At 65.5% G+C, this 18,096-nt stretch carries 15 protein-coding genes and 1 pseudogene; 3 read left to right on the plus strand and 13 right to left on the minus strand.

The window, feature by feature from the left end; all coding sequences use genetic code 11:
• The 9 genes and pseudogenes from ALC15_RS09885 to ALC15_RS09925 all read right to left on the minus strand — a co-directional run.
• Positions 1-1,151, minus strand: a pseudogene (locus tag ALC15_RS09885) (flotillin family protein); the annotation flags it as partial.
• A 24-nt stretch (positions 1,152-1,175) separates the two neighbouring features.
• On the minus strand, positions 1,176-2,009 hold the full coding sequence (locus ALC15_RS09890; RefSeq protein ID WP_050627090.1) for a phosphoenolpyruvate hydrolase family protein: 834 nt from the start codon (positions 2,007-2,009) through the stop codon (positions 1,176-1,178).
• 3 nt (positions 2,010-2,012) lie between these two features.
• On the minus strand, positions 2,013-4,223 hold the full coding sequence (locus ALC15_RS09895) for an ABC transporter permease (RefSeq protein ID WP_050627091.1): 2,211 nt from the start codon (positions 4,221-4,223) through the stop codon (positions 2,013-2,015).
• Entirely contained in the window at positions 4,216-4,998 is a 783-nt protein-coding gene (locus ALC15_RS09900) for an ABC transporter ATP-binding protein (RefSeq protein WP_050627092.1), read from the minus strand. The genes ALC15_RS09895 and ALC15_RS09900 overlap by 8 nt, the downstream gene beginning before the upstream one ends.
• A complete protein-coding gene (locus tag ALC15_RS09905) occupies positions 4,991-6,076 on the minus strand; it encodes a branched-chain amino acid ABC transporter permease (protein WP_050627093.1) in 1,086 nt (361 codons plus the stop codon). The genes ALC15_RS09900 and ALC15_RS09905 overlap by 8 nt, the downstream gene beginning before the upstream one ends.
• 1 nt (position 6,077) lies before the next feature.
• The gene (locus ALC15_RS09910) at positions 6,078-7,088 is read right to left on the minus strand and encodes a branched-chain amino acid ABC transporter permease (RefSeq protein WP_050627094.1); all 1,011 of its coding nucleotides are present in this window, start codon (positions 7,086-7,088) and stop codon (positions 6,078-6,080) included.
• Between the two features lie 121 nt (positions 7,089-7,209).
• Positions 7,210-8,028, minus strand: a complete 819-nt coding sequence (locus ALC15_RS09915; RefSeq protein WP_050627095.1) for a helix-turn-helix transcriptional regulator — start codon at positions 8,026-8,028, stop codon at positions 7,210-7,212.
• Positions 8,029-8,166: 138 nt separating this feature from the next.
• Positions 8,167-9,417, minus strand: a complete 1,251-nt coding sequence (locus ALC15_RS09920) for an ABC transporter substrate-binding protein (protein WP_050627096.1) — start codon at positions 9,415-9,417, stop codon at positions 8,167-8,169.
• Between the two features lie 322 nt (positions 9,418-9,739).
• Positions 9,740-10,513, minus strand: coding sequence for an SDR family oxidoreductase (locus ALC15_RS09925; RefSeq protein WP_050627097.1), 774 nt, complete (start codon positions 10,511-10,513; stop codon positions 9,740-9,742).
• 135 nt (positions 10,514-10,648) lie between these two features.
• On the opposite strand from ALC15_RS09925, the gene ALC15_RS09930 reads away from it, so the two are divergent.
• Positions 10,649-11,557 carry a LysR family transcriptional regulator gene (locus ALC15_RS09930; RefSeq protein ID WP_050627232.1) on the plus strand — a complete coding sequence of 303 codons (909 nt, stop codon included), beginning with the start codon at positions 10,649-10,651 and terminating at the stop codon, positions 11,555-11,557.
• Between the two features lie 37 nt (positions 11,558-11,594).
• On the opposite strand, the gene ALC15_RS44110 is transcribed toward ALC15_RS09930, so the two are convergent.
• The 4 genes from ALC15_RS44110 to tuf form a co-directional block, all read right to left on the minus strand.
• Positions 11,595-11,738 carry a hypothetical protein gene (locus ALC15_RS44110; RefSeq protein ID WP_157860894.1) on the minus strand — a complete coding sequence of 48 codons (144 nt, stop codon included), beginning with the start codon at positions 11,736-11,738 and terminating at the stop codon, positions 11,595-11,597.
• 221 nt (positions 11,739-11,959) lie between these two features.
• Positions 11,960-14,230: a TonB-dependent receptor gene (locus ALC15_RS09935; protein WP_050627098.1), complete on the minus strand. Its 2,271-nt coding sequence runs from the start codon at positions 14,228-14,230 to the stop codon at positions 11,960-11,962.
• A gap of 147 nt (positions 14,231-14,377) precedes the next feature.
• Positions 14,378-14,797: a DUF2946 family protein gene (locus ALC15_RS45140; protein WP_063781806.1), complete on the minus strand. Its 420-nt coding sequence runs from the start codon at positions 14,795-14,797 to the stop codon at positions 14,378-14,380.
• Between the two features lie 187 nt (positions 14,798-14,984).
• Positions 14,985-16,190 carry an elongation factor Tu gene (gene tuf / locus ALC15_RS09945; RefSeq protein WP_050627100.1) on the minus strand — a complete coding sequence of 402 codons (1,206 nt, stop codon included), beginning with the start codon at positions 16,188-16,190 and terminating at the stop codon, positions 14,985-14,987.
• Between the two features lie 359 nt (positions 16,191-16,549).
• Between tuf and ALC15_RS09950 the strand changes: the two genes are divergently transcribed.
• Positions 16,550-17,167 carry a hypothetical protein gene (locus ALC15_RS09950; RefSeq protein WP_050627101.1) on the plus strand — a complete coding sequence of 206 codons (618 nt, stop codon included), beginning with the start codon at positions 16,550-16,552 and terminating at the stop codon, positions 17,165-17,167.
• A 132-nt stretch (positions 17,168-17,299) separates the two neighbouring features.
• Entirely contained in the window at positions 17,300-18,031 is a 732-nt protein-coding gene (locus tag ALC15_RS09955) for an SDR family NAD(P)-dependent oxidoreductase (protein WP_063781803.1), read from the plus strand.
• The last annotated feature ends 65 nt before the right edge of the window (positions 18,032-18,096 follow it).

Genomic DNA, 18,096 nt, shown 5'->3' on the forward strand with positions numbered 1-18,096 from the left:
GGATGCGGGCCTCTCGATCGCCTCGCGGGCCGCGATCTCGGCTTCCTCGACCGTGCGCATCCGCTCGATCTCGCGCTGGCGCACCTCGCGCTCGGAGGCGATGCGGGTGGTGTCGACCGAGCGCTGGTTGGCGATCCGGACCCTCTCGATCTCCTCGCGGGCCAAGAGCTCCTTCTCCTCGACGGCGCGCGTCCGCTCGATCTCCTTGTGCCGGGTCTCGCGTTCCGAGGCGATGCGGGCTTCGGTGATCGCCTGCTCGTTGGCGATGCGCGCTTTCTCGATGGCTTCGCGCGCGGTGATCTGGGCCTGCTCGGCTTCGGTCTCGCGTAGTGCACGCTCGCGGGCGACTTCGGTGCGCTGCAGGGCACGGCGCATCTCGATGTCGCGCTCCTGTTCGAGGCGGGCGGTCTCGCTCTCGCGCTCGATCTCCAGCGCCTGCCGCTCGGCCTCCAGATTGCGGGAGCGGATCTTGATCATCGAGTCCTGCTCGATGTCGTTGCGCAGCTTGCGCTTGGCCTCGATGTCCTCCATCAGCCGGGTCAGCCTTCGGCGTCGAACCGGTTCGAGGGATTGAAATATTCCAGGTCGGTCTGGTCGAGATCGGTGATCGCGACCGATTCCAGTTCCAGGCCGTTCTGCGCCAGCGCTTCGGCGGCATTGGCCTTGACGCGGGCGACGTAGTCGCCGCGCTGCTCATGCATCTGCTCCATCGTCATCTCGGAGGCGACCGAGCGGATCGCGGAGATGAACTTGCCGGAAAGCAGGGTGTGCAGCTGCTCCGGCTCCATGGTGCGGCGGCCGAGCGTCGCGGCGGCGATCGAGACCGCCTCGCGGGTCGGCTGGACCCGGACGTAGAAATCGGCCTCGATGTCGACGCGCATGCGGTCGCGGGTGATCACGGCGTCCTGTCGGGAGCGCACGATCCCCATCGGCAGCACGTTCATGTTGACGGGCGTGTAGTCGTGGATGAACGGCAGCACGAAGGCGCCGCCATTGATCACCACCCGCTCGCCCATGAAACCGGTGCGGACGAAGGAGACTTCCTTCGATGAGCGGTGGTACAGCCAGTTCACGACATAGACGATGATGACGATCGCGACGATTGCGACGATGAGCCAGAGGATCAATTCACCGACCAGCATCCCCGACATCTCTTCCTCCCTTGGTCACGACGCCTAGCGCGCGCCGATCGCCTTGAATTTACGAACCTGTTCCGTCAACGCCCGCTCGACCGGCAGGCGCTCCATCGAGGAGGCGCCGTAGAAGCCGTGGCAGTTGCGGGTCTTCTTCATGATGAAATCCGCGTCTTCGGGATCCGCGATCGGACCGCCATGCGCGAGCACGATGATGTTTGAATTGACGCTGAGCGCGGCCTCGGCCCAGGTCTCGATGCGGGCAGAGCAGTCTTCAAGCTTCAGCGCGGTCTGTGCACCGATCGTGCCGCCGGTGGTCAGGCCCATATGGCAGACGATGATGTCGGCGCCCGCGATCGCCATCGCGGTCGCCTCCTGCTCGCTGAACACATAGGGCGTGGTCAGCATGTTCTTGTCATGCGCCTTCGCGATCATGTCGATCTCGAGCGCGTAGGACATGCCGGTTTCTTCAAGGTTGGCGCGGAAGGTGCCGTCGATCAGCCCGACGGTCGGGAAGTTCTGCACGCCGGCAAAGCCGAGCGCCTTCAGCTGGTCGAGGAACACGTCCATGTCGCGGAACGGATCGGTGCCGTTGACGCCGGCGAGCACCGGCGTGTTGGTCACGACCGGCAATACTTCACCGGCCATCTCCACGACGATCGCGTTGGCGTCGCCATAGGGCATCAGTCCGGCCAGCGAGCCGCGACCGGCCATGCGGTAGCGGCCGGAATTGTAGATCACGATCAGGTCGACACCGCCGGCCTCCTCGCATTTTGCCGAGAGGCCAGTGCCGGCGCCGCCGCCGACGATCGGCTCGCCGCGGGCGATCATGGCGTGAAACTTCTTCAACAGTGCCGCGCGTTCAAACCTGGGCATGGGTCACCTCGCCACTCTTCGCCGGCCACCGGCGCGTCCGAGCAGCGGACGAAACGCGCTGACGATGGCGGCGGTGAACTCGGGATCGTTGATGTTGCGCTTGATACGGATGATCTGCCGGTTGCCGGTCTGGCGCACGGTGCGCTCCAGCGAGCGGAACAACGCCGCATCGGCATCCGGGTCCCAGAACGGCTGGCCCGGCGCATCGAGCGCAGAGACGCCGCCTTCGGGCAGGAAGAAGCGCACCGGCCCGTCCATCTGGTTGAGGCGCTCGCCGATCCAGCGGCCCATCCGCTCGTTCTCTTCCGGCGTGGTCCGCATCAGGGTGACCTGCGGATTGTGGACGTGGAATTTGCGCTGCCGGTAGTGCTCCGGGATGGTGTCGGGCGCGCCGAAGTTCACCATGTCCAGTGCGCCGACCGAGCCGACATAGGGCACGCGGCTGCGGATGATGGCGCCGAAGCGATCCTCGGTCGCCGGGAACACGCCGCCCATCAGGAGGTCGCACACTTCGGTCGTGGTGAGGTCAATGACGCCGGCAAGCTGGCCGGATTCGACGAGCTTCTCCATCGAGCGGCCGCCGACGCCGGTGGCGTGGAACACGAGGCACTCGAAATCCTCACGCAGGTCGGCCGCGATCTTCTGCACCGCCGGCGTGGTGACGCCGAACATGGTGATGCCGATTGCGGGCAGGCTGGCGTTCGTTTCGCGTTGCTTGTCGGCTTGGTCGTCGAGCCGGGCCTTGACCATGCCGACCAGCGCATGGGCGCCGTTGCCGAGCACGGAGCGGGAGATCGAGTTGAGGCCCTGCACGTCGGTCACCGAGTACATCATGGTGATGTCGGCGGGCCCGACATAGGGGCCGACGTCGCCGGAGGCGACCGAGGAGATGATGATCTTGGGCACGCCGACTGGCAGTGCGCGCATGCCGGGCGCGACCAGGGACGCGCCGCCGGAGCCGCCCGCGGAAATGATCCCGGCGACATTGCCCTGGCGGCGCAGCCAGCGTTCGAACGCCTCCGCCATCGCCGTGACAGAGGCGCCGCGATCAGTGCCGAACACGCTCGCGCCGCCGCGGCCATGGTTCAGCGCGATCTCCTGTGCGGTGACGTCGCAGCTCGCCGCCTTGCCTCTGGTCGAGACGTCAACCAGCCGGGTGCGCAGGCCGCTGCCCGCGATGATATCGCGGATGAAGCGCAGCTCGGCGCCCTTGGTGTCGAGCGTGCCTACCACCAGCACGACGGGCGGCCCCGACGTTCTGGATGCGGTCGGTTCGCGCCGTTGGCGGGTGGCCTCCTCGAGCCGCGTGACGCCGGTGGATTGCGTCCGCGCGGCGGCTTCGATGCGCGCGATCGGTATCGGCTGCGACCAGCGCGTCGGCAGCACCGGATTGGAAACATAGATGCGGAGCGGCCCTTTGCGTTCCGGTTGCGTCGTGCCGGCAGCTTCGACCTTCGCCGGAGCCGCTCCGGCGTCGGTCTCATCCATGCCGTGGGTGCCGACGCCGAGCAACCGCTGCTGCAACTCGCGGTCGGTGGCGAGGCGGGCGGAATCGATGATGCGGTTGATCCGGCCATTGACCATGATGGCGACGTTGCGCGACACCGCCGTCGCCACGCCGATGTTCTGCTCGATGACCAGGACGGAGATGTCGCCTTCATCGCCGAGGCGCAGCAGCATGTCTTCGACCTGCGCGACGATCACCGGCGCAAGGCCCTCGGTCGGCTCGTCCATAATCAAGAGGTGCGGATTGGTCAGCAGCGCGCGCGAGATCGCGAGCATCTGCTGCTCGCCGCCGGAGAGCTGGTTGCCGCCATTGTTCTTGCGCTCGGCAAGGCGCGGGAAGGTGTCGTAGATGCGCTCGATGGTCCAGGCGCCGCGGCGTAGGCCGCCGGCGAGCGCCAGGTGTTCGTCGACGGTCAGCGAGCGCCACAGCCGCCGGCCCTGCGGCACATAGCCGACGCCGAGCCGGGCGATCCGCGCCGGATTCAGCCGCGTGACCTCCTCGCCGCGGATCCGGATCGAGCCGCCGCTGGCGCGGACCAGCCCCATGATCGCCTTGCACAGCGTGGTCTTGCCCATGCCGTTGCGGCCGACCACCGAGAACACGCCGCTATCGAGCGTGAGATCGATGCCTTGCAGCGCGTGCGAATGGCCGTAATAGACGTCGAGGCCCTTCACCTCGAGTGCGGGTGCGGCGCGGCGGTCATTCATGGCCGCCTCCGAGGTAAAGCTCCTGCACCTCGGGATCGGATTCGATCTCGCGCGGCGGGCCTTCCTTGAAGATGCGGCCGTTGTGCATCATCGTCACGCTTTCGACGACGCGCAGCGCGACGTCCATGTCGTGCTCGATGATGATGTAGCCGATATGCGCAGGCAGCGAGGTCAGGATCTCGATCAGCTCGCGCCGCTCGGTCGGCGACAGCCCAGCGGCCGGTTCGTCGAAAAGGATGAAGCGCGGCGCACCGGCCAGCGCGAGCGCGATCTCGAGCTGCCGTTGCTGGCCATGCGCCAGTTCGGCGACGCGCTGGTCCTTCACGCCGGTCAAGTGCACCGCCTGCACCAGCGTTTCGGTCGCATGCATCAGCGCATCGTTCTGCCCGGGGCGCAGGAACGAGAACCGTCCGCGCGAGACCCCGCGACAGGCGAGGTAGACGTTGTCCTGTACGGTGAGGCCGGGGAACAGCGCCGAGATCTGGTAGGTGCGGCGCAAGCCTCGGCGAATGCGTTCATAGGGCGGGAACTGGGTGATGTCCTCGCCGAAGAAGCGGATCGTGCCGGAGGAGGGCGGGAAGTCGCCGGTGATGCAGTTGAACAGCGTGGTCTTGCCGGCGCCGTTGGAGCCGAGAATCGCGCGGCGTTCACCGGGACGCACGGTGATGGTGACGTCGGTCAGCGCTGCGAGCGCGCCGAACAGCCGGGTCACGCCGCGCAGCTCCAGCGCCGCGCCGGCGCCGACCACGGACAGGCGCTGCGCGACGCTATCCATGGCGGCCTCCGCCGGAACGTTGCGTCGATGACGTGTTGCGGCGCCGCCAGCGTTCCCACAACCCGATCACGCCGTCGGATGACCAGAACACGATGGCGAGGAAGCCGAGCCCGATCAAGAGCCGGAAGCGATTGCCGTCGAGCCCGAGCTTGATCAGCACGTCGAGCGCGAAGGTGCGCAGCAGGACGAAGATCAGCGCGCCGACGAACGGGCCGATCGGCCGCGTGATGCCGCCGACCACGGCGATGATCAGCACGTCGATGCAGGCACCGACGCTGACCGAGCCGGGCGAGATCTGCCGGTAGTTCCAGACCTGCAGCACGCCGCCGAGCGCCGCGATGAAGGCGGCGAAGGCGTAGGCCGCGATGCGATGCGCATTCGGATTGAAGCCGAGCGCCGCCATGCGGCGGGAGTTGTCGCGCACGCCCTGCAATGCCAGCCCGAACGGCGCGCGCGAGACGTACTGCACGGCAAAGTAGCAGATCGCGGCGACGCCGAGCGTCACATAGTAGAAGGCGATGTCGCTGCGCCAGTCGACGCCCCAGAAATGCGGCGTCGCGACGGTGTTGATGCCGGTGTGACCGTTGAAGATCGCCCAGTTCTGGTTGGTGAAGTAGTAGAACGCCGCGCCGATCGCGAGCGTGATCATGATGGTGTAGATGCCTTCGGTGCGCACCGCGAGCGCGCCGCCGAGCGTGCCGAACAGCGTCGCCAGCGCCAGCGCCATCGGGGTTGCCAGCCACCACGGCCAACCGAGGCTGATATTGGCGTTGCCGCTCATGCCGAACACCGCGACCATGTAGCCGGCGAAGCCCGCGATGGTGAGCTGCATCAGGCTGACCATGCCGCCATAGCCGGCGAGGAACATCAGGCTGAGCGCGATGATGCCGAGGATCAGCGTGGTGGCGAAGATCTCGATCAGGAAGAAGCCGTTGGCGATCAGCGGCATGATCACGAGGATCAGCGCGACCAGCCATGCCACGGGATTCTGGAATTCCGGCCAGGCGCGCAGCAGGGCGCGGCGTGTCGTCGAGGTCGATGGGTCGGGGCGGAACTGGGTGCTCTGCAGCAACGACATCTCATCGCCTCGCGAGCAGGCCTTGCGGCCGCAGCGCCAGCACCAGCACCATGATCAGGAAGGTGACGACGATGGCGTAGGTCGGGATGTAGACCGAGCCGAGCTGCTCGGCGAGGCCGATGATGACGGCGCCGAGCGCGGCGCCCGGGATCGAGCCCATTCCGCCGACGATCACGACGACGAGGGAGGCGAGCAGGAAGCGGGTGTCCTCGCCGGGCGATAGCGACTGGAAGGTGCCGCCGACCACACCGGCGATGCCGGCGAGGCCGGCGCCGAGCGCGAACACCAGCACGAACACGAGCTGAATCCGCACCCCGGTCGCAGCCAGGATGTCGCGATCGTCGACGCCGGCGCGCACGATCATGCCGATCCGGGTGCGGTTCAGCGCCAGCCACATCGCGATTCCGATCACGACCGAGGCGGCGAAGATCACCAGCCGCACCAGCGGATATTGCAGATAGACCGGCTCGCCGGATGATTTGATCGCGGTCAGCAGCGGCAGCTGCACCGGGCCGATCAGCCAGGTCGGGGTCTGCACCTGGTAGAAGTCGCCGCCGAACACCCAGAGCATCAGGTCGGCGAACACGATCGAGAGCCCGATCGTCACCATGGTCTGCCGGAGGTCCTGGCCCTCCATGCGGCGAAACACGGCGAGCTGCAGGATCACGCCCACCAGCGCCACCGCGACGAAGGCGACGATGAAGCTCAGGATCCACGACCCGGTCCAGGTGCTGACCGCATAGCCGACATAGCCGCCGAACAGATAGAGCGAGCCGTGCGCGAGGTTGACGTTGCGCATCAGGCCGAAGATCAGCGTGAAGCCGCTGGCCACCAGGAAATACAGCCCGCCGAGCGTGATGCCATTCAGCACAGCGTTGAGGAACACGCGCTTGCGGCCGATCGCGGCCTCCAGCCCCGGCGGCCAGATCGCGAACACCAGCCACGCCAGGACCGCGACCGCGATGATCACGATCAGCGCCCAGACCGGATGGCGTTCGATGAACCTGGCCATGTCAGTCGCGTTCCCTCAGTCGGTCGCGACCGTCTGCCGGGCCGCGTGTCCAATATCCTACCGAGGGCGAAAGCGTCTGATTTGATCGAGAGTATCTTTTATCGTCCGGTGCGGAACTCGCTCACGGCCGCAACACCTTGGCGGCGCGGCGATAGTCGGTCGGTGCCATACCGACATTGGCGGCGAAGAAGCGGGTGAAGCCGCTCTGCGAGGAGAAGCCGAGGTCGAAGCCGATATCGGCGATCGGCGCTTCGGTCGCCACGAGCGCATCCAACGCCTGCTCCATGATCAGCGTGTTCATGTAGAGGTGGGGGGTGACGCCGGTCTGGGTGCGGAACAACCGGTAGAAATGCGGCCGCGACAGGCCCGCTTCGCGCGCGATCGCATCGAGCTCGATCTCGGCGCCGGGGCTTTCCGACATCAGCTTGATCGATTTGCGGACGCGGAAATCGGTCACCGCGGCAGCGGCAGGTGTGCCTTCGGCCGCCTGCCAGCTCTCCTCGTAACAGGAATCGATCAATTGCCTGAGCTCGCAATCGAGGCTGCGCAGCGACGGCGCGCCGCACACCAGTGCTGCGGTGCGGCGGATCAGCCGGTCGAGCGCCTCGGTGCGCGGGAAGAAAGTGCGGCCGAACCGCATCGCCTGCGCATTGGCGCCCTGCGGCGCGAACCATTCGGCATTGACATAGAGCACGAAGAAGATCGCGCCATGGTCCATGTCGGTCGGCAGAAAATTATGCGGTTCCCACGGGTTGACCGCGACCACGGTGTCGTCCTTGAGCAGCAGGCGCTGCTCCGACACGTCGATCTGCGCCGGCGTGCCGCCGACATGAAAGATCAAGTGCCCTTCGCGGTGCGCATGCACGTTGAAGGGACGGTTCAGCTGATAGACCGTCGCGCGACCGAACCGGCCGTGGAAGACGGCAAGCGCCCTGCTCATGCCTCCCCTCCCGCGGGATGTTCTTGTCTTTTCGACAAGCGTTCATCATCCGCCCGCGGAAAGCAAGGGCGAGCAGGGCTTTCGATGCAACCGCGCGCCTTCGTCACGGCTGGCTTGCTCGCACCTGCAACAAATACGTCAGTACTTCTTGCACTCCGGAACCGTGCGGCTCGGCAGGCCGATCTTGGCGAACACAGCCGGATCGTAGCCCAGCGTCTGGTTGACGTTCGGGATCACCTTCACGACCTTGCTGAACAGCGCGCCCTTGCCGTCATCGACCACCTCGGTGACGAAATTGGTGCCGATCGCCTGGCGGTTGGCGTCGAGCTTGATCTTGCCGTTCGGGGCGTCGATCTCGATCTTCGCCAGCGCGTCCTTGAGCTTGGCCTGGTTGTTGGAGAGGTCGCCATTGACCTGCCGCAGCGCCAGGATCAGCGCCATGGTCGAGCCGTAATAGTTGGTGGCGAGCAGCGACGGGCTCGGGAAGCGTTTGTTCTCCGGGAACGAGTCCTGATAGGCCTTCACGAATTTCTGCCAGCCCGGATCCTCCCAGGTATCGGCCTGGCCGCTCGCGGCGATGGTGCCGATCAGTGCGTTCTTGGCACTGCCCTTCGACGACAGGATGGTCTGGTCGATCATGATCGAGCCGCCCATCAGATGCGCCTTGCCGCCGGCCTGCTGATACTGGTTGAGGAAGTTGACGGCGTCGGCGCCGCCGAGGCCGAGATAGATCGCATCGACATCATCGGGAAGTGCTGCGATCACCGAGGCGAAGTCCTTGGTGCCGAGCGGCACCCATTGCCGGTTGGTGACCTGGCCGCCGGCGCCGCAGAATTCCAGCACCAGGCCGAACACCTGGGTGTAGATGAAGGAGTAATCCTCGCCGACGGTCGCGATCTTGCGATAGCCCTTGGTCTCATAGGCGTATTTGCCGAGGCCGACCTGCCACTGCGCGCCGTCCATGTTGTAGCGGAAGAAGTTCGGGGCCGGATCGACATAGGTCGTCTCCTGCGCGCCGGAGGCGGCGTTGACGAAGGTCAGCTCCGGATGGGTCTTGGCAAAGTTCTTCACCGCGATGCCTTCGTCGCCGGACAGCGGCGACAGCAGGATCTGCACCTTGTCCTGCTCGATCAGCTTGCGCACTGCGCGCACCGCGGAGTCCGGCGTCGCGTCGGTCGAGGCGACGATGAATTCGAGTTCCTTGTCGCCGACTTTCTTGCCGAGCACGTTGAGCGCCGTCTGGTGGCCGCGCATGCCGTCTTCGCCGAGCACCGTATAGGTGCCCTCCAACGTTGCAGTGACGCCGACCTTGATCTTTTCCTGGGCGAACGCCGTGCCCGAAAGCAACAGGCTGCTCAACGCAATCAGTCCCAAACTGCTTTTCAACATCGCTCTCCTCCCTCTGTGTTGTCGCCGGCGTCCACGTGGCGAGAAGGCTGATGGGCGTCCGGTTGTTGCCGGCAAAGCTAGCCGAAGGGAGGCGCGGCGCGGATGTCGTCGCGGCGGGGTGGCTTAACGGGCAGTCTCATTTTGATTGTTGCGCCGCAACGAGTTTCGCGGCGCAATGTCGCGGAGTCTTGTTCGGTGTCGCGAAGAGCAACCAGGTTGCAATGTCGTCCCTGCAGGGACGACATTGAGCTTGTTGCGCGGCTGGTCGCTCAGACATTGGCGCTCTCGCGGCATGATTGTCCGAGCACTGCCGCCGCCATTGTCATTTCGTCGTGTAGCCGCCGTTGACGAGGATGGTCTGGCCGGTCATCCACCAGCCCTCCGACACCAGCAGACGAATCCAGGGCACGATATCCTTGATGTCGGTGAGGCCGGTTTTCGAGAAGCCGGACAGCGCAGCAGCCGATTTGTGATAGGCGACTGCGTCTGCGCCTTCGGCCGGATAGAAGAACGGCGTGTCCATCGGGCCCGGGCCGATCGCGGTGACCGAGATGCCGCGGGCGCCGAACTCCTTCGATGCCGCGCGGGTGAAATGCTCGACCGGCGCCTTGGTGCCGGCATAGGCGGCATAGAACGGCGTGTAGGCGCCGAGCAGCGACGTCACCAGCGTGCAGATCTTGCCGTTGTCGTTGACGTGACGGCCGGCTTCCTTGAGGAAGAAGAACGCGGACTTGGCATTGACCGCGCTCATCGCGTCGTACTCCGCCTCCGTGATCTCGACCATCGGCTTCTTCAAGACCTTGCCGACGGTGTTGATCGCGATGTCGGGACGGCCGATAGCGCCGACGGCATCAGCGAACAGCTTCTCTATCGCGCCCGATGTCGTGAGGTTGGCCTGCAAGGCGACCGCGTTGGCGCCGGCAGCCTTGATCGCAGCGACGGTCGCGTCGGCATAGGCCTTGGTTGCGGCGCTGTTGTAATGGATCGCGATCGCCTTCGCGCCGTGGGCCGCGAGATCGCGTGCGATCAGGCCGCCGAGATTCTTGGCGCCGCCGGCGATGATGACGGTCTTGTCCTTGATGCGGTGGTCGGTCATGGCGTCGCTTCTCCAGATCGTGCGGCCGCGCGCTGCGGCGGCTTTCTGGAGACAACGATATCGTCTAGGATTTGCCGATAAAGCTGTGCATTCTGACGTCACTTGTCAGGAATGGCGAACAATCGGGGCGCGATCTTGGACCGCATCGACCTCTTCCGCGTCTTCCTCCGCGTCGTCGAGTGCGCGAGCTTTACCCGGGCGGCCGACACGCTCGGGCTGCCGCGCTCGTCGGTCTCGTCAGCCGTCGCGGAGCTGGAGCAGCGCGTCGGCGCCCGGCTGCTGCATCGCACGACACGGAAAGTGTCGCCGACGCATGATGGCGCGGCATTCTACGAGCGGTGCCTGCGCGTCGTTGCCGATGTCGAGGAAGCCGAGACCCTGTTCCGCCAGACCGCCGCCGAACCGTCGGGCCGGCTCAGGGTAGACGTGCCCGGGCGGATCGGACGCCTGATCATCGCGCCGGCGCTGCCGGCCTTCCTCGATCGCTATCCGCAGATCGACATCGATCTCGGCGTCACCGACCGCGCCATCAACCTGATCGAGGACTCCGCGGATTGCGTCGTGCGCGTCGGCCCGCTCGGCGATTCCGGTCTGATCGCGCGGCCGCTCGGCAACCTCACGCTGATCAACGTCGCGAGCGCAGAATATCTCGCGCGCCACGGCACGCCGCAGACGCCGGACGATCTCGGCACGCACTGGGCGGTCAACTACGCCTCGCCGTCGACCGGCCGCATCGAGGAGTGGGAATGGCATGAGCAGGGCGCGGCGCGCACCATCGCCATGCGCGGTCGCGTCACCGTCAACAGCGCCGAGGCCTATATCGCCTGCTGCCTCGCCGGGCTCGGCCTGATCCAGATTCCCGCCTACGACGTGAAGCGGCATCTCGATGCCGGAGACCTCGTCGAGGTGATGCCGCAGCACCGTGCCACGCCGATGCCGATGACTTTGCTCTATCCGCACCGCCAGCATCTGTCGCGACGGCTGCAGGTGTTTGCCGATTGGCTGACGGCGCTGTTGAAGGAGAAGCTGCTTGTCGCGGGCTAGAGCTTCGGCGTGATGCCGACGTCAAGGCGGTGGCGCGTCATCGCCTGTTGGTGGCGCGGACCTGCTTCGTCGCGCGCTTCACATCGGCCTTGGGCTGGAAAAACAGGCCGGGCGCCACCGAGACCAGTCCGAAGGTCATTCCGAGGAATGCCAGGAACGTATCGAGATAATTGATCTCCATTTCAGTTGTCTCCATTCGGTTTGCACCGGGCTTACCCGGTGCAATGCGTTCGATCTCCCTAGATATGGTTAGGTACATTGCTCGGTACAATAGAAAGATTGATCTCGGAGCAATACTTTAAGTGCTCCGCGTCCAGGCCGCCATTTGCCCCTGAATCGGCAGCGCAAGCCGCGCCGCCCGAACGCAAGGGGCCGGCGGCGAGCCTTGGAGCCTTGGCCGCATCAGAACTTCTGCGTGATGCCGGCATAGACGCCGCGGCGCGGACCGTATTGCGGGGCGAATACGCCGATGCCGGAGCCGTCGCGGATCTGGTAGACGGTGTCGAACAGATTGACGACGTCGAGGCGCAGGGTGGTGGGCTTGTTCGGCGCGACGATGTTGAAGTCATGCGAGACGCCGAGATTGACCTGGGTGTAGGGCGGCACCGTGCCGGTGTTGGCGAAGCCGTCGCGCAAGCCTGAGCCGTAGATCAGCGAGGCGCTGAACTTGGTGTCGCGCCATTGGTACCAGCCGCCGACCGATGCGGTCAGCGTCTGGGCATGGTCGGTGTTGACGTAGTTGTTGGCGATGTAGGCCAGCTCGTCCGGATCGAACAGATACTGGTTCGACACAACGTTGGTGGCGACCTGTCTTGCGATCGCGACATTGCCGTAGAGATGCAGATTGTCGTGGTCGTAGGTCGCCTTCAGCTCGACGCCCTCATTGGTGCCTTTCGCATAGTTGAAGGCGGTCAGCACATAGGCCTGGCCGAACTGGCCGTCGTCGAGCAGGTCGGTCGCAATCTTGTAGTAGGCGTCCATGCCGACCTCGAGGCCGGGGATCGCATAGACCTTCTGCGTGACACCGATGTCGAACACATGCGAGCGCTCCGGCAGCACGGGATCGTTGGCAGTGGTTCCCGGCTGCGCGGTCGTGTTCTGCACCAGCGCCAGATTGGTCGGGGCCGCCAGCACCTGCTCGGGCGGCGTGAAGTTGCGGGCATAGCCGGCGTGGAAGGTGGTGCCGTCGGTGGGCTTCCATGTCAGGCTGATCCGCGGGCTCAGCTGATTGGCGTCGACATATTGCCACATCTGATCGAAGCGCAGGCCGGCGTTGAGCGTGAGCTGGTTGGTGATCTTCCATTCGTCGGCGATGTAGGTGGAGAACAGATATCCGGTCTTGGCGCTGGAATCGAACACCGAGAGCGGCGCGTCGATCGGATTGCCGGCGTCGTCGAGCGGCAGCACGGTCGAGCCGTTGCTGACCAGCGAGCGCTCGGCGCTGACGGCCATGCCGAACTTCAGCGTGTGCGCGAAGCCGAGCCGGTAGGAAGTGTCCTCCTGGATGCCGTTGATGAAGCTCTGGCGGTAGACATCCGAAGCGACGCCGTTGAACACGAGATCGCCGATCGGATCCGGTATGAAGTGCAGTTGGCTGTAGCGGTTGAAATAGGCGACCTGGTAGTCGAACCCATCGCCCGACTTCTGATAGGCCACGACGTTGAACTGGTTGAACTCACGCTGCCGCTCGTTGAGCAGCGCGGAATCGAAATTGGAGACGCCGTAGGCGGTGAAGGCCGGCGGCTGGCCGGGATTGTTCGGGATCTGATAGGCGCCGTTGGAGACGCCGCCGATATAGGTCAGCCGGCTGGTCGGATCGATCGCCGTCGAGACATAGGCAAAGCCCTTCTCCTGATCGGTCCGGTCGTGGATTGCATTGTAGGCCGGCGTCGGATTCTCGATGCCGACATCGCTGCCGAAATATCGGCCGGAGATGTAGTACTGGGTCTGTCCGACCGTGCCGCCGTAGTCGACGCTGGTGGTGAAGTTGCCATGGCTGCCGCCATAGACGCTGATGCTGCCGGAATTGTTGAAGGCATCGGTCTTCGTCTGGATGTCGAGCACGCCGGCGGTGCGCAGGCCGTATTGCGCGGGCAGCGCGCCGGTGATCAGCGCCATGCTGCCGACGATGCCGGTGTCGATGATCTGGCCGAAGGCGCCGACGCCGTCCGGCAGCATGATCCCGTTGATGCGGTATTGCAGGTTGGCGTGCTCGTTGCGCACATGCAGTTCGCCGCTGGCGGCCGAGTCCTGCGAGACGCCGGGCGCCTGCAGCAGCGCCTTGTCCAGCGTGGTGTTGGTTCCCTGGGGCAGCGACTGAAGGAACTGCTGGCTCATCTGGTAGCTGTTGGCGCCGGTCGGTGCGAGCAGCGCGGCGCGGGCCTGGTCGAGGCGCATGTTCTGGCTCGCGACGGCTTGCGCCTGCGTCTGTTCGGGAGATTCGGACGTGGCCGCTACCGCGCCGGTTCTACGCGCGCGGTGACCGCCTCCGGCCGCAACGCGTGTCCTCGGTTTTTTCGGCCCCGAGGGCGCGGGGTGGCTCTTCGGCGCCGTCACCGTGATATCGGGAAGTTCGGTGGTCGGCGCCGTCGTCTGCGCGAACGCGGTGCCGTTCATCCCGCAAAACAAGAGTGAGGCCGCACCGGCGGCGCGTCGTCTGATATTTCCTGACATGTTGGTTGCCGATCTCGTCAGGCTGCGATCCGGATCCTTCCGAGGAAGCGCGGTCGAGCCCGCCGTCGCTGCGCGACGGCCTGATTCACATCGATCAAACGGCAGCCGAGCTAACGGCCGCGTTCGAGGTTCAGTCGTGCCGGGATGTCAGGAGATCGGTGGCGCGCGCGGCTGATGATGCAGCCGGCCGATGTCGAGCGGAGCCGCATAAGTGTCGATGTGCCAGGAGAGCAGCGCTGCGGCATCCGGCAGCTGCAAGGGAGGCAGCGCCGGTGCCGGCACTGCCGAGTTGACCATCGCGACGACGGCGCAGATCGCGCAGAGGTCCGCGGCCTGATCGGAATCGGGGTTCGAACGCGGCGCGTCGCGCGAGGCGTTCTCGACATGCACCGCGAGCGAGGCGGCGACGGCTTCGATCGACGCATGCGACCGCAGCAACGACGCGTTGGTCGCCGCCTGTGCCGGCGCGATGGCATGAAAATGCCCGAACGACAGCACGAACTGGATCGACAGCGCCAACAGCGCCAGCCGAGCCCCGTGCCTGATGTTCGAACGAAACCACTTCATGACGACGCCATTCCGCGTCGGGGTCACAAGACGGACGGCGCATGCGACGCGGTGCCGCACATTTTCCAAAACGCGCCGGCCTGTCAATCCGCATTGCTGGGCAATGCGATCAATTTCCAGGCGATCGGACGAATCTGCAACATCGCGATGGCAAATGGGGGCCCGGCTTGCGCAGCGCCCCCATCCGTCACTCCACGATTTCGGTCACGACACCCGCACCGACGGTGCGGTTGCCTTCACGGATCGCGAAACGCGAGCGCGCCTCGAGCGCGATCGGCTTGTTGAGTTCGATCGTGAACCCCGCGCTGTCGCCCGGCATCACCATCTCGGCGCCATTGGCGAGCTGGACGGTGCCGGTGACATCGGCAGTCCGGAAGTAGAACTGCGGACGATAGTTGGCGAAGAACGGCGTATGCCGTCCGCCTTCGTCCTTTGTCAGCACGTACACCTCCGCGCGGAAGGTCTTGTGCGGCGAAGCGCCGCCCGGATGCGACAGCACCTGACCCCGCTGCACCGTGGCCTTGTCGATCCCGCGCAGCAGGCAGCCGACATTGTCGCCGGCCTGCCCCTGATCGAGGATCTTCCGGTAGCTCTCGATGCTGGTCACGATCGACTTGCGCGTCTCGCCGAGACCGACGATCTCGACCTCGTCGCCAAGCTTGACGACGCCACGCTCGACGAGCCCGGTCACGACCGTGCCGCGCCCGGCGATCGACTGCACGCCCTCGATCGGCATCAGGAACGGACGATCGTTCGGCCGCTCGGGCAACTCGATATAGCTGTCGAGCGCCTCGAACAGTTTGAGGATCGCCTGATCCGCCAACGGACCGCGCTCGCCGCGCAGCGCCTGCATCGCGGCACCGCGCACGACCGGCGCGTTGTCGCCGTCGTACTGGTACTTCGACAACAGATCGCGCACCTCGATCTCGACGAGATCGACGAGCTCCGGATCGTCCGCGACATCGCATTTGTTCAAGAACACGACGATGCGCGGCACGCCGATCTGGCGTGCGAGCAGGATATGCTCGCGCGTCTGCGGCATCGGCCCGTCGACCGCGGAGACGACCAGGATCGCACCGTCCATCTGCGCCGCGCCGGTGATCATGTTCTTCACATAATCGGCGTGGCCCGGGCAGTCGACGTGCGAGTAGTGTCGCGCCGCCGTCGAGAACTCGACGTGGCTCGTCGCAATCGTCAGGATCTTGGTATCGTCACGCGTACCTTGCGCGGCCGACGCCTTGGCAACGTCCTGATAGGAGACGAACGCGCCCCAGCCGTGATCAGCTGAAACCTTCGTCATCGCCGCCGTCAGCGTCGTCTTGCCATGATCCACGTGGCCGATCGTGCCAACATTGCAGTTGGGTTTGAGGCGGATGAACTTCTCTTTGGCCATGGGACACCTGTGGTGTTCGAGCTCCCGTGCTGGTTTGCACGACTCGAGGCACCGCGAGAGCTCGTTCGGCGCCCGGAGCCGCTTCCGCTCCGGGCTGCCTCAAATGTCAGGTGTGACGTTGGGTCAGGTCCAAAACGGAATAGCGGCGGACGAGGGCATTAGCCCTCCCGTCATCAGCACTGCTGCTCGCTGTGACTGCCGCATGTTGGAAACCTGGGTCGCTCGCTCTACAAAAGGAGGCGTGTACATAAGGGGTGAGCGCGCTGTTGGCAAGAGGCGGGCGTGTTGCCGCGGAGCGGTGCGCTGGCATTCCGGATGGCCGGGGCGTATAGTTAGGATGCACGTGGCGGTCAGGCGGAATGTCCCTCGCAAACAAAATCGGTCTCGCAATCGCATTGTCGCTGCTCTGCCTCGGCGCTCAGCAGGCCCATGCCCAGGCCGGGCCGGTGCGCTATTGGACCCCGGGCTCGCTGTTCGGCTTCGGCGGCAGCCTGGCCGATGGCCAGAAGGCGGACACCTACGGCAATTTTCCGAGCTTTGACGCCACCGCTGCGCAGGGTGGCGACTTCTCGTATCTGAACGGCCGGCCGGACGGCTGGTTCGTCGGCGGCGAAGGCGGCCGTGTCGGCTGGAACGGGCTCGGCCAATCGGCGGCATTCGGTGGGCTCGAATATCAGGGCGCGCAGGTCGGCTACAATTTCAAGGGCGTCGGCAATACGCCCGTGACGTTCTTCGCCGGCTTCGACTCGTTGAAATACAATCCGCCCGGCGCGGGCGGACCCCTGGCGCCGTTCAGCGGCAATCAAGGCGTCAACGCCGGCTATTCGGCGCGTGCAGGCGTCGAGTTCCGCCCGAGCTCGAATGTCAGCCTGTCGTTCGGAGCGAGCTTCACCCAGCAAGGGGCGGAGCGCATGGACAGCGACATTCATTCGCAGCTATTGCCCGGCCAGTCCCCGGTTCTGTTCGGCGGCCGCTAGCGCTTCAGCGCAAGACTGCGGCGCCGCGGTCCTGATTCAACCAATCTGCACCAAGAAGGCTCGGGCTCACGGGCACAATCAGGATCGAAACATGGACATGCAGGGCAAAATCGCACTCGTCACCGCCGCGGCATCGGGCGCGGCCGCGCCGGCGCGCTCATCCTCGCGCGCGAGGGCGCGGCGGTTGCGGTCGTCGACCAGAACGAGGCCGGCGCGAAGGCGGTGGTCGACGAGATCAAAAAGGGCGGCGGGCGCGCACTGGCGCTGACCGGCGATTTGCGCGACGACAAGTTTTCGCGCGACATCGTCACGGCGACCGTCAAAGAGTTCGGTGCGCTCGACTGCGTGTGGAATCATCTCGGCATTCCCGGGCCGTCGGTGATCGACGATCTAGAAGGCTGGGATCTCAGCGTCGATCTCAATCTGCGCTCGCAGCTGATCACCACCAATGCGGCGCTCGCCCAGATGACGGCGCGGCGCAAGGGCAGCATCCTGTTCACCGCATCGACCTCGGGCCTGGTCGGCTCGCCCTGGAGCCCGACCTATTCGGCGGCCAAGGCGGGCGTCATTGGTCTTGCGCGGGCGCTCGCCAAGCGCCACGCCAAGGACGACGTGCGCGTCAATGCGATCTGCCCCGGCGCGATCGACACGCCGATGCTGCGGGTGTTCGTCAACCGGCCCGACCAGCCCGGCCACAACGAGGCCGATCCGGAGGAACTGATCAAGGCCGCGGTCACCCGCAATCCGATGGGCCGCGCGGCGCGCCCCGAGGAGATCGCGGAGGTCGCGGTGTTCCTGCTGTCGGACAAGGCCTCCTTCGTCACCGGCATCGCGATGCCGGTCGACGGCGGGACGGTGGCGTGACGCCCCCATGAATTGAAGTCGATCCGCAGCCCCAGAGGAACTGCGCCCCCTCTCCCGCTTGCGGG

Origin of the sequence: Bradyrhizobium viridifuturi, assembly GCF_001238275.1 — a bacterium.
Lineage (GTDB): Bacteria > Pseudomonadota > Alphaproteobacteria > Rhizobiales > Xanthobacteraceae > Bradyrhizobium > Bradyrhizobium viridifuturi.